Consider the following 12,378-nt stretch of genomic DNA (forward strand, 5'->3'; position numbering starts at 1 on the left):
TCCGCCTGCTCGACAACACGGCCCTATTCAGCAGCAATTGCCGTGTGCATTTCCAGTTCCTCCGCCGCGCCCTCACGGACCTCGTCAGCAGTCGGCTTGATGCCGAACCACGCGGCGTAGAGCGCGGGAAGGAAGAGCAGGATCAGCACCGTGCCAACCGCCGTGCCGCCGATCAGCGTATAGGCCATCGATCCCCAGAAGACGGAGTGCGTGAGCGGGATGAAGGCCAGCACAGCGGCGAGTGCCGTCAGGATCACGGGCCTCGTGCGTTGCACCGTCGCCTCGATCACGGCGTGGTAGTCGTCAAGGCCGGCAGCACGGTTCTCCTTGATCTGTTCGGTCAGGATCAGCGTGTTGCGCATCAGGATGCCGGCCAAGCCTATCATGCCCAGAATGGCGTTGAATCCGAAGGGCTGGTTGAAGGTGAGCAGCATCGGCACCACGCCGACAAGACCAAGCGGCGCCGTCAGCATCACCATGGACATCGTTGAGAAGGATCGTACCTGCAGCATGATAACAATCAGCATGGCGGCTATCATTGCCGGAAAGACTTTAGCCAGCGCGGTGTTGGCCTTTTCAGCCTCCTCGATCGATCCGCCCAGTTCGATGCGATAGCCGGCCGGAAGGGATGCAATCAGCGGCTGAAGGGCCTTCACGATCTCCTTGGAAACCTCTGGAGGCTGAGTCGCTTCGTTGATATCCGAGCGGATCGTGATGACAGGCGTGCGATCACGGCGCTTCATGATCGCCTCTTCCAGACGGATTTCCGAATGGCCGATCTGGTCGAGCGGAATCGGGCGACCGTCCCGGCTCATCAGTGAGAAATCCGCCAAACGTGTCGGATCCAGCCGCTCGCCGCCGGCGCTGCGTGCGACGATGGGGACGTTGCGGATGTCCTCGCGAACCTGCGTAACGGGGATGCCGGTGAGCAAGAACTGGAGTTGCTGGCCCACCTCTGCCGGCGACAGGCCGATGAGGTTCAGTCGATCCTGATCCGGGACGAAGCGGAGCACGGGTGTGCGATTGCCCCAATCGCGGTTGGCCTGACGCACGTCCGGGACGCCCCGCATGATGTCGAGGGCCTTCTCGGATATGCTGTAGAGTTGCGCGGGCTCAGGTCCGATAATCCGGAACTCGACCGGGAATGGCGTGTAGGGGCCGAACACGAGTTGCGTGACGCGGACATTGGCCTCGGGTGCAAGCCCCTCTGCCACCGCCTCGCGGAGGCGGTGCTTCAACACCTCACGCGCCTCGGCGTCCTGGGTCAGCACGACGATCTTGGCGAAGGCAGGATCAGGCAGTTCCGGCGCCATTGCGAAAAAGAAGCGGGGTGCGCCCTGACCGACATAGCTCGTGACGATCTTGGCCTCGGCTTGGTCGTCCAGCCAGCCTTCGAGCTTCTCGACCGTAGCGGTCGTCGTCTCGATGCTGGTGCCTTCAGGCAGGCGAACCTCCACCAGCACTTCGGGGCGGTCGGATGTCGGGAAGAACTGCTGTTTGAGAGAGCCCATGCCGACAACGGAAAGCACGAAGGCGATGCCAACGATACCGCTGATCATGAACTTGTGGCGCACGGCGAAGGTGATGAGCCGCCGCAAGCGCCGATAATTGGGTGTGTCATAGATCGCGTGGTGACCGCCTTCGACCGGTTTGATCGCGGGCAGCATCTTGACGCCGAGGTAAGGTGTGAAGACCACCGCGACGATCCAGGAGACGATGAGGGCGAACCCTACGACCCAAAAGATGTTGCCGGCGTATTCGCCGGCCGTCGAGCGCGCGAAGCCCACCGGCAGGAAGCCGGCGATCGTCACGAGCGTTCCGGACAGCATCGGCGCCGCAGTGTGGCTCCACGCATAGGCCGCCGCCTTGATGCGGTCCATGCCTTCTTCCATTTTCACCACCATCACCTCGATGGCAATGATGGCGTCGTCCACGAGAAGACCGAGCGCCAGGATGAGGGCGCCGAGCGTGATGCGGTCGAAGAACCGGCCGGTCTCCAGCATGATGAGGAACACGACGGCAAGCGTCAGAGGGACGGCAGCCGCCACCACGATGCCGACGCGCCAGCCGAGGCTCAACAGGCTCACCAAGAGCACCACACCGAGCGCCATCGCAAACTTCATCATGAATTCGTCGACCGCAGAGGTGATGTTGACGGCCTGGTCGGTCACCTTGTCGAGCGTCATCCCGAGTGGCAGTGTCTGTGCGATGGCTGCTGTCCTGTCCTCCAGCGCCTTGCCGAGCGCGAGACCATCCCAGCCCTCCTGCATGACAGCCGCGAGCATGATGGTGGGCTCACCCTGACGTCGAATGAGGTAGGTGGGGGGATCTTCATAGCCGCGCCGGACTTCGGCGATATCTGAGAGCTTCAGCGTCCGCCCCGCAGCGGCAATCGGCGTGTCGGCGATCGCCTGAACGCTGTCATAAGCGCCGTCCACCCGGATGAAGACCCGCGGCCCCTGGGTGTCGATCGAGCCTGCCGGCGTGAGGGTGTTCTGCCGCTGCAAGGCGGCGACGATGTCCTGTGCCGACACGCCGAGGGTGGCCAGCTTGGCGTAGGAAAATTCGACGAATATCTGTTCGGGACGTTCACCAAGGATGTTGATCTTCTTGACGCCGGGCACGTGCAGGAGGTCTTGGCGGATCGCCTCGGCCTGTCTCGCCAACTCACGCATCGGCATGCCCTTGGCCTTCAGCGCGTAAAGGGCGAAGCTTACATCCGAATATTCGTCGTTGACGAAGGGCCCGAAGACGCCGGACGGCAGGTTGCGGGCTTCATCCCCGAGCTTCTTGCGAGCCTGGTAGAACTCCTCCTGCACGACAGATGGCGGTGTGCTGTCCTTCAGCGTGACCGTCATATACGCGTAACCCGGCCGTGTGGTCGTCTCGACCCGGTCGTACCAGGTCATCTCCTGAAGCCGCTTCTCCAACGGTTCGGCGACGAGGTCCTGCATCTCGCGCGCCGTTGCGCCCGGCCATACCGTCGTGACCGTCAGGGTCTTGATGGTGAAGTTGGGGTCCTCCGCCCGCCCGAGCATGACGAAAGCGTAGGCGCCGGCGGCCACCAGCAGGAGGATGAAGAACAGTGTAACGGCGCGTTCGCGAACGGCGATCGCGGAGAGATTTAGGTTCATCATCAGTTGCCCCTGCTTTCGGACGCAGTCCTGACGCGAGCGCCCTCCTGCAGGAGATGGGCGCCGAGCGAAACAATCGGATTGCTGGAGTTCAGTCCGGAGACCACAGCGGTTTCGCTGGTCACACGAACAAGCTTGACAGGCTGAAACTGTACGGTCGAGGTGGCGTTGTCCAGGACCCAAACGCCTGTCTTCTTGCCGTTATCGAGCACGGCTCCCAGCGGCACCTGGACTTCCCGCTGGCGTGCCTGGCCCGCAAGCCGAATGGTCACCGTCGCGCCAAGCGGTGCTGCCGCGGCCTCACCGTCGAGCACCATAACGGGCCTCATAGGTACGGGTCTGGGCATCGGCGGAGTTCGATAATTGCCGGAGATGTGCCGTGTAACGACGCCCATCGCCGCCATACACGCTGGCCTCGGCCGCCGACCCAATCGCCGGCCGGATCGTTTCGGGAAGCGCGACCACCGCTTCGCGGGAGCCGGCCTTGGCGATCCGGGCCACTGTCTGGCCGGCGGAGATGACCTGCCCCGGCTCGCCAAGCGTTTCGACCACCGTTCCATCCGCGTCGGCCAGCAGGACCGCGTAGATCGCTTCGTTCTCGGCAACCCGTGCTTCGGCTTCGGCGGCGGCGAGTTGCGCCTCGGCCGTATCGACCGCGGCCTTCGCCTGCTCGTAGCGCTGTCGGGGGACCCATCCATCCCTAAGCAAACTGGCGTATCGCCGTTCATCCGGTTCCGTCTGAACGACTGTTGCGCGCGCTGCGGCAACGGCGTTGCGCTTCGCCGTGAGCGCGAGGCGAAGGTCGGTGTCGTCGATGCGCATCAGTGGCTGACCAGCTTTGACCTCCTGACCCACATCCACGAGCCGCTCCACGATTTTGCCGGGGACACGAAAGCCGAGATCGCTCTGCACCCTCGCCCCGACAATGCCGGTAAAGCCGCGTTCGGATCCGGTCACCGGCGCTGCCGTCACCACTCTGACGATCGGCGGTTCCTGCCTCGGGTCGCCTACGGCGGAGGCTCCCTGCGTAGGAATGGCAAGTGTGGCGAATGCCGCCGCTCCTGACATCGCGATCAGCACGCCCCCCAGCACAACAGCGGGTCTCTTTTTCACGTTCGTCGCCTCTCAAGAAAGATTGCGTTTGACCTTTACATCGGCCCGACGGACGCGAACCCAGCAGCACGCAGGCTGCCGTCTGCAAGGCGGGTCGGTGCATTGGCATCGGCGCGCATGCCGGTCTCGGACGACACTGTCACCTCCTCGCCGGACCGCGAGAACGCGTAGAGCGGGCCGCGGTGGCCGGGCATCGAAAATGCCACGGAGTCGCCGTCGGCGAGGCCCATGACGACGCGCTGCGGATCGCCGCCGGTCTTCGGCGCGAAGGTGGCGGTGACCTCCAGGAGGCCGCCTTCGGCCGGGACGTAATAGACGACCATGTCGAGGTGTCCCTCGTGCAGGCTGCCGGCTTCGATCGGGCGTCCTATGGTGGCTTCCTCGGCAAACGCCGGGGCGGCAACAAACAGCGCGGCCAGAACGGAGGCGCTCAGGGTTTTGCGGATCATCTCGTATCTCCTTCGTTTTAGATTGCGTTCGAACTCTATAACTGAGTTAGATTACGAATGCAATCTAAGAAATGAAAATTTATGATGCATGTGAGTCGCATGGCGCATCGCGCAGACAGAATGGAGGGCTGCCCGATTGACGCGCTCGGTTCGGATGCCGCCGGGCAGGGCGCCGACGTGAGGCATCATTCGAGGCCGGGGATCAGGGAATATTCTGGGACGCTCGGTAGCTGGGTTGGCGAGGGCAGGGGCAAGGAGCCCAGCTGCAAGGCCATTCTCTCGACAATATTCGGCGCGGTGCTCCTCTCGCGACCGTCAACGACGAGCGGCTGTCGAAGCGGTTCCCGCAAGCGGCCGCCGAGAGCGCGCGGTGCTCGAAACAGAACCAGTGCGGCGTCTGCCTTGGCTTGGCAAAGCCCCATCCTGCATTCTTGTCGCAACCTGGATGCTCGCACCTATGGTGCTGAATGCTTGGGCGCGTGACGCTGGGCAAGGCTACCCGGCACAACATGCTCCTCAATGGCCGCCAAGACAGGTTGGTTTTATAGAGATAGATAGGAAATAGATGGCGCGAGCCTCTGAATTAAATTTTGCGATACCGCCAAATTGATAACCGCATCCGTCTTCTTCTACGTAATGTTTGCCGACGTCGTAAAAATTGAAATACAGTTTACAAGTATCGTGACTTACACATGGCGTCCCAGAAAATTCCCCGTCATTTAGGTTTGCTGTGAAGGTCGTTTCAATCGAACTTCTTACGCATTTCGCAATAGAGCCATACGCACAAGGCTCAGAGGATTCGAAAATTTTGTCGGGATATATTGTGCAAAACCTGTCGTTTTTTAACATCTCACTGCCATCTGCAGCCACGGACCGAGGCTCTCCGCCTTTTGATGAGCAATACTCTGTGATCCTTCGAATGTAACCGCCAGAGTCGCTCAAAGTGGAATGAGAGACAGTCGCGGGAAAACTCGTCCCGCTAGCCAGATGAGAGAGTGCGACAAGGATGACCCGGAACATTTGAGATATCCCTCTTCAGGCAGATAGTGCCACACATCTGGATAACAGAGCAAAATGTATAGAAGATCACGTTGCTCGAGGTTCACCCCGAGAATCCTCCTAAGCGGTTGATGATCCACAAGCCGATGAAGATCGACGGCAAGATCCATTGGCACACCAAGCGATTCCGGGCTGACACGCAGACCCGAACCTGACCATCACATCTAAGCCCAAGAGCACGGGAGCAGTTAGGATATTTGGAATAGGTGTTTCGGTCGGGTAGGCTGCCGCCCTTGACGATCAGGTCAAAAACTCATCTTTCGACCATAGACGTTCCAATCAAGTTGCCGTTGCGCCGAGCGCCTATGTCCAATGCGGATTGCACTTCCTGATCGATCTGCTCCCGCCGCGCCATGAACCAATTCTTAGCGCCTGGATAGTCAGCCGCCGATACGCTGGAGTCCGAAAAACCTAGCGTATTTTGGGACAAGGCAAGGATATCTTGCTGCCCCAATACCACGAAAAGAGCGACACGTGTTTCGGCGGAATTGGTCTCAAGCCATCTGGCGACCCCGATACCGACCATATTGTTCTGTAGGTCTTTCATGATTTCCAAGGTCGTGTCAGGCTTTCCGCGTTTCACGTAGAGTTCAGCAAATTCATTGACCAGTCCACACCGGACGACCATCTCTTCGGCTATTGCCTCCGAAAGCCCGAGAAGCCTCAGTCCGGAATAGAGATAGGAAGACGCTGAAGCATGCTTGAGGGCGTTGCGATAGGTCCCGTCAAGACCTTGCTCAGTCACGATCCGGCGGACGCTCACTTCGAACCAGCTGTAAAAAGCGAGCGGCGGCAAAGCGATCAGGAGCGCCAGCGCTAAGAGCTTCCTCATCTTACGATGCCGTCAAAACTCATCTTTCGCCTTTCTGGTAAGGGATCATCAGCGCTTTCGGATAAACGCGTGGCGCGCCAGGCTTAACGACCTCAACCCAGAGGCCTGGCTCACCTACGTGCTTGCCCGCATTCCCGACGGTCATCCAATCAACCGGATCGACGAACTGCTGCCGTGGAACCGGTCCCAGAGGCTCCCAGCTTGACGAGCTCATTCATCATTGGCTCGGCGCGAATGAATCAAGCGCGACACGCATCTGTTCCATCGACTGCGGTCCGCCATGCCCTTCGGATTCCACGATGTTCAAGCGGCTTGCCGGCCATATCCGATGGAGACGCCAGGCCGTTATTGCTGGCCCGCTAATGTCGCGGCGACCATGAACCAGAACGGCGGGAATATGTCCAATTGCGGAGACGCCGCGGAGTATCTCCTTTCCATTCTGAAGAAATCCGTCGTTCGACCAGTAGTGCGTGACAAGGGTCGCGAAAGCCAAGCCCTGTTCTTCGTCAAAGCGACGGTCAATCGGCACCCAGTTCGGATCAAGCGAGATGTGCGTCGACTCCCAATCGTTCCAGGCACGTGCTGCCCTTAGCCGATCCTCAATGTCCCCAGTGGCAAGCCGTCGCGCATAGGCCTCCACGATGCGCTCCCCATCGCGCCTAGCGGAGGCCTGCTCAAACCGTTGCCAGGCTTCGGGAAAGATGCGGCCAACCCTTTCGGTGATCCAATTGACCTCCTCCCGGCTTGTCGTCGTTACTGCGACGAGCACCAGTTCCGAGACTCTATCTGGATGCGCTTGGGCATAAGCGAGCGCAAGGGTCGTCCCCCAGGACACGCCCGACACTAGCCACGTGTCGATGCCGAGGTGTCTTCTGACCGCTTCGATGTCCCCGATGAGCGACTGTGTCGTGTTGCGGTGCAGTTCGCCGAGAGCGTCGGTGATACGGGGGCGGCTTCGGCCGCATCCGCGCTGATTGATCCCCACAATGCGATATTTTTGCGGGTCGAAGCGACGGCGATAGCTGCCCGAGCCAGGAGCGCTGCCGGGGCCGCCATGCAGATAGAGAGCGGGCTTCCCGTCGGGATTGCCCGATACTTCCCAATAAATTTCATTTCCGTCGGCGACGCTGAGAAGCCCAGTATCGAACGGATCGATCGGAGGGTTCATATTTTCGGTCATGGCGTGGTTCGATATACCAACACGAGAGATCTTCAACGGGGGCTAACTTTGCAACGGGTCCGAACCGGGCTTTTCACGATCGGTTCCTTTCGCGTCCGACGCCGAACGAAAAGAGAACATTTAGTCAAGCAGCCTGTCAGCACAGAACCTTGCACGCTATCTTGAATTGATCATCCGATTCGACGGGCGGGGAGATCCATGTGCAACGATTACGAGCAGCATATCGCCTGGGCGGAATATTGCCGGATGATGCAATCGCTGGCACTCAACATCCCCAGCCATCAGACCGAGCTTGATCTGCCGCAGGCGGATGACATCCGGATCAACGATCCCGCCCCCTGTAATGCGCTCCGCCGGCGACACTATTGAACTGGTTTCGATGACGTTCGGATTTCCGCAAACGGGACCAAAGGGCGGACCCCTATTCAACTTCCGTTCTGAGGGCCGTCAATTCGGCGGCAGCAAGCGTTGCGTTGCTCCGGCGTCTGCGTTCTTCGAATTCACGGGAACGAAGTATCCCAAAGCGAAACACAGGTTCGCGCTTAATGGCTCCCCGTTTATGGCGATCGCTGCGTTGTGGAAAGAAGGCGCCGGCAACAAGCCGCCCACGTTCACCATGACGACTGAGCCGGGGCCGGACGTGGCTCCTTACCACAACCGACAAGTCGTTGTGCTCCAGCCGGAGGACTGGGCAGCCTGGATCCACCTAACAAAGCCCGAAGCTGAACTTTTGCGACCGTTGCCGAGAGGTCGCCTGACAGGCCCGCTGACTGCGCTTCTGCTAGCCTACAATTGGTTCGGCGACAGCCTCTTCGAGGCCAGTTGCCGCCTGGGCGGCAAGACCGCGGGCCGCTGCTTGTGAATCGTAGAATTCCTCAAGCGCATAGACCTTGCCCCACCGCAGCGTGAATACGTGGAGACCACTGTTGACGTAGGAGGCGTCGCCGTTGAGCAGCGTCGCGGTGCCGTCCCACTGGGCAAATACGGTGGTATGCCACGGCCAGCCCGTCACCCAGACATGGTTGACCGTGAGATGGAGATTGGGCAGGACGCGGCCGAGGCGCTCAAACCAGCGGCGCACGGCCTGCTTGTCGTGGCGCTCACCACCAAGCGCGTGGTCACCGGAAACGCGGTGATGGACATGCGGCACGAGTGCTTTCACCGCCTCATCCCAGCGATGGTTGTTGACGTGGTCGAAGCTCTGCCGGATCGATTTCTCGACGATTTGACTGTATAGCATTTGACCTCTCCTCCAAATTGGATTGCGTTCGTACTCTATATCTGTTATAGATGTCGAACGCAAGCTAATTTAAGGAGGTCTACATGCGTGTGAGTCGCATTCAGGCGGCGGAAAACCGCGAAACCGTGATCAATGTGGCAAGCCGGCTTTTTCGGGAGCGCGGCTTTGACGGCATCGGCCTCAAAGACCTGATGCAGGCTGCCGGGCTGACCCAGGGCGCGTTCTACAAGCAGTTCGCCTCCAAGGACGATTTGGCGGTGCAGGCGTCGAGGCGGGCGATGGAGAGCGCCACGCTGCGCTGGTCGGCCGCGACTGCGGCAAAATCCGAGGATCCGCTTGGCGCGGTGATCGCATTCTACCTCAGCATGGGCCATCGCGGAGAAAAGATGGACGGCTGCCCGATTGTCGCGCTCGGCTCGGATGCCGCCAGACAGGGCAGCGAGGTGAAAGCGTCGTTCGAAGCCGGGATCAAGGAGCATCTCGAAATCCTCGGCCGTTTCATTGCCGACGCCAAAGCTGAGGAGCCCGACAGAAAGGCCATGGCCATTCTCTCGACGATGGTCGGCGCGCTGATGCTGTCGCGCGTCGTCAACGATCCGGATCTCGCCCAAGCCTTCCTGGACGCGGCGACCGGCCAGGTTCGCGAAGCAGCCGGCGCTTGAACGGCGTGCGTAGGGCTGGCGACGCAGCCAACTCGATAGGAAAGCAGATGCGACGGATTGTTGTTACGGGCATGGGAGCGGTCACGCCCCTTGCTGCCGATGTCGAAGCGTCGTGGTCGCGGCTGCTGGCCGGTCGCTCGGGCATCCGCAGGCTTCCGGACGATGTGGTGGCAGACCTCCCGGCCAAGATCGGCGGGGTGGTTCCCTCGCTGGAAGACGATCCGGAGGCTGGTTTCGATCCGGATGCCGTGCTGGCGCCAAAAGACCAGCGCAAGGTAGATCGGTTCATCATCTTCGGGCTCGCCGCTGCACAAGAGGCCCTGGCGCAAGCAGGGTGGGCGCCTGTCTCGGAAGCCGATCGCCTGCGCACGGCCACCATCATCGCGTCCGGCATCGGCGGCTTCCCCGCCATCACCGAGGCGGTGCGCACGGTCGACCAGCGCGGCGTCCGCCGCCTGTCGCCGTTTACGGTGCCGTCCTTCCTGGTGAACCTCGCGGCGGGCCACATCTCGATCCGCCATGGCTTCAAGGGGCCGCTCGGCGCGCCGGTGACGGCGTGCGCGGCCGGCATCCAGGCGATCGGCGATGCGGCTCGCCTCATCCGCGCCAACGAGGCCGATATCGCCGTGTGCGGCGGAACGGAAGCCTGCATGAACATCGTCAGTCTCGGTGGTTTTGCTGCCGCACGCTCTCTTTCAACCGGCTTCAACTGGGCGCCGGCTCAGGCGTCACGGCCGTTCGACGTGTCGCGGGACGGCTTCGTCATGGGCGAAGGAGCCGGCGTGCTGGTCATCGAGGAACTGAGCCACGCGCTGGCGCGCGGCGCGAAACCGCTCGCCGAGCTCGTCGGCTACGGCACGACGGCGGATGCTCATCACGTCACCTCCGGTCCCGAGGATGGCGACGGGGCGCGCCGAGCCATGCAGGTCGCGCTGGCCCAGGCCGGCATTTCGCCGCGTGAGGTTCGCCACCTCAATGCGCACGCGACCTCGACGCCGGTCGGTGATCTCGGGGAAATGGCGGCGATCAAAACACTCTTCGGCGCAGATTCCACCATCGCCGTCAGCGCAACCAAATCGGCGACCGGACATTTGCTTGGAGCCGCCGGCGGGCTTGGAGCCATCTTCGCAATCCTGGCGCTCAGGGATCAGGTGGCGCCGCCAACCCTCAATCTGGGCGCGCCGGATCCAGCCGGCGACGGCATCGACTTCGTCGCAAACCAGGCCCGGCCGATGACAATGGACTACGCGATCTCAAACGGCTTCGGCTTTGGCGGCGTCAACGCCAGCGCGCTGTTCCGGCGCTGGACGGACGAACTCGCCGGTGCGAACGCCAGAGGCGTTCATAACTGATGCCTCCGACCTTTCGTGCTTCTCCCACGCCAATCCAAAATCAATCCAACCCAAAGAAAGAAATGATTTCCATGAACAAGACCAATCCTGGCGTCGCCCTGGTGACGGGGGCGTCCTCCGGCATCGGGCGCGCGACGGCCATAGCGTTGCAAAGCGCCGGTTTCCGCGTGTTCGGCACCAGCCGTCGCGCAGCCGCCAAAAACTCTGACGGCCTGACCATGCTGGTCTGTGACGTGACCGATGACGCGTCGGTGGCGAAACTGGTCGATGACGTGCTGGCCGAGACCGGGCGCATCGACCTGCTCGTCAACAATGCCGGCATGGGTCTGTTTGGTGGCGCGGAAGAGTCGTCAATGGTCCAGGCTCAGGCACTGTTCGATGTGAACGTCTTCGGCGTGCTCCGCGTGACCAACGCGATCCTGCCGATAATGCGCCGTCAAGGCAAGGGTAGAATCGTCAATCTGAGTTCGGTGCAGGGGTTCATCCCAGCTCCCTATTTCGCGCTTTATGCGTCGACCAAACATGCCATCGAAGGCTATTCCGAATCGCTCGACCATGAACTGCGCCCGTTCGGGATTCGCGTTGCATTGGTCGAACCCGCTTATACCCGCACGTCCTTTGAAGATAATCTCGCCAGGCCGGACCAGTTGCTGGATATCTATGACGCTGCGCGCGCTGGCATGAACGCAGTCGTGCGGAAAGCAATGGAAAAAGGCGATTCGCCCGAATTGGTCGCCAAGACCGTTTTGGCGGCTGCGACCGATCCCGTTCCGAAGAGGCGCTATGCTGCGGGAAAAATGGCGCGCCAGGTCAGTCTCCTGCGCCGTTTCGTCCCCGCATCCGCATTTGACAAGAGCCTGCGCAAGCAGAACGGGCTGCCGGTCTGACGACATCGAAGACACTCCGTGAAAATCGGAATCATCGGCCCTGGAAACGTCGGCGCCGCATTGGCGCAGCGCAACCTGAAGCAATTGCCTAGAACGCCCGGCGGTTGTTGGTGTTAGATAAGCGATATGTTATATTGCAGTGCGAAAGATTGGGGGCCACGTCCTTTCACACCCGTAAGCGATCTGTATGTGCGACCCCTGCAGTCTTGTCGGTATCTCGGAAACCTCCCGGGCATGGGGTTCGGGAATTCGATGGGGGTAATGGGGCAATGCTTTACACGCTGGTTATGATGGTCTGCCTGACGGATGTGCCGCAGACCTGTGAACAACGCGAGCAGATGGTGGACGGCCTGGCGATGAACCCAGGGACCGCCTTCATGCAGGCGCAGCCGCTGGTAGCCCAGTGGATCGAGACGCATCCCGGTTATTTCGTGCAGCGCTGGCGCGTGCTGCCCGGCCGGGGAACGTGA

At 61.1% G+C, this 12,378-nt stretch carries 10 protein-coding genes and 3 pseudogenes; 6 read left to right on the forward strand and 7 right to left on the reverse strand.

Going from position 1 to position 12,378, the window contains the following annotated elements; translation table 11 throughout:
• Positions 1-23: 23 nt before the first annotated feature.
• From AC0L3O_RS01925 to AC0L3O_RS01945, 5 genes and pseudogenes are all read right to left on the reverse strand, one after another.
• Positions 24-3,134 (reverse strand): efflux RND transporter permease subunit, encoded by a 3,111-nt coding sequence (locus tag AC0L3O_RS01925; protein WP_473614734.1) that lies wholly within the window; start codon positions 3,132-3,134, stop codon positions 24-26.
• A 2-nt stretch (positions 3,135-3,136) separates the two neighbouring features.
• Positions 3,137-4,202, reverse strand: a pseudogene (locus tag AC0L3O_RS01930) (efflux RND transporter periplasmic adaptor subunit).
• Between the two features lie 80 nt (positions 4,203-4,282).
• A complete protein-coding gene (locus AC0L3O_RS01935; protein ID WP_473534471.1) occupies positions 4,283-4,696 on the reverse strand; it encodes a hypothetical protein in 414 nt (137 codons plus the stop codon).
• A gap of 516 nt (positions 4,697-5,212) precedes the next feature.
• A complete protein-coding gene (locus tag AC0L3O_RS01940; protein WP_156942559.1) occupies positions 5,213-5,566 on the reverse strand; it encodes a hypothetical protein in 354 nt (117 codons plus the stop codon).
• 442 nt (positions 5,567-6,008) lie between these two features.
• Positions 6,009-6,587 (reverse strand): hypothetical protein, encoded by a 579-nt coding sequence (locus AC0L3O_RS01945; protein WP_473534472.1) that lies wholly within the window; start codon positions 6,585-6,587, stop codon positions 6,009-6,011.
• Positions 6,588-6,663: 76 nt separating this feature from the next.
• Here AC0L3O_RS01945 and AC0L3O_RS01950 point away from each other — a divergent pair.
• Positions 6,664-6,792 (forward strand): annotated as a pseudogene (locus tag AC0L3O_RS01950) (transposase domain-containing protein); the annotation flags it as partial.
• Positions 6,793-6,804: 12 nt separating this feature from the next.
• Here AC0L3O_RS01950 and pip read toward each other — a convergent pair.
• Positions 6,805-7,767, reverse strand: a complete 963-nt coding sequence (gene pip, locus AC0L3O_RS01955; protein ID WP_473614633.1) for a prolyl aminopeptidase — start codon at positions 7,765-7,767, stop codon at positions 6,805-6,807.
• A 198-nt stretch (positions 7,768-7,965) separates the two neighbouring features.
• On the opposite strand from pip, the pseudogene AC0L3O_RS01960 reads away from it, so the two are divergent.
• Positions 7,966-8,629 (forward strand): annotated as a pseudogene (locus AC0L3O_RS01960) (SOS response-associated peptidase family protein).
• Here AC0L3O_RS01960 and AC0L3O_RS01965 read toward each other — a convergent pair.
• Complete coding sequence (locus tag AC0L3O_RS01965) at positions 8,549-9,007, reverse strand: nuclear transport factor 2 family protein (RefSeq protein ID WP_023797705.1); 459 nt, start codon at positions 9,005-9,007, stop codon at positions 8,549-8,551. The pseudogene AC0L3O_RS01960 and the gene AC0L3O_RS01965 sit on opposite strands and share 81 nt — an antisense overlap.
• 83 nt (positions 9,008-9,090) lie before the next feature.
• On the opposite strand from AC0L3O_RS01965, the gene AC0L3O_RS01970 reads away from it, so the two are divergent.
• From AC0L3O_RS01970 to AC0L3O_RS01985, 4 genes are all read left to right on the forward strand, one after another.
• Positions 9,091-9,669, forward strand: a complete 579-nt coding sequence (locus AC0L3O_RS01970) for a TetR/AcrR family transcriptional regulator (RefSeq protein WP_023797706.1) — start codon at positions 9,091-9,093, stop codon at positions 9,667-9,669.
• 47 nt (positions 9,670-9,716) lie between these two features.
• A complete protein-coding gene (gene fabF, locus AC0L3O_RS01975) occupies positions 9,717-11,021 on the forward strand; it encodes a beta-ketoacyl-ACP synthase II (protein ID WP_473534475.1) in 1,305 nt (434 codons plus the stop codon).
• A gap of 71 nt (positions 11,022-11,092) precedes the next feature.
• A complete protein-coding gene (locus AC0L3O_RS01980; RefSeq protein WP_128166436.1) occupies positions 11,093-11,908 on the forward strand; it encodes an oxidoreductase in 816 nt (271 codons plus the stop codon).
• A gap of 269 nt (positions 11,909-12,177) precedes the next feature.
• Positions 12,178-12,378 carry a hypothetical protein gene (locus AC0L3O_RS01985; protein ID WP_023797709.1) on the forward strand — a complete coding sequence of 67 codons (201 nt, stop codon included), beginning with the start codon at positions 12,178-12,180 and terminating at the stop codon, positions 12,376-12,378.

The sequence above is a fragment of the Mesorhizobium sp. WSM4810 genome, from assembly GCF_055811235.1.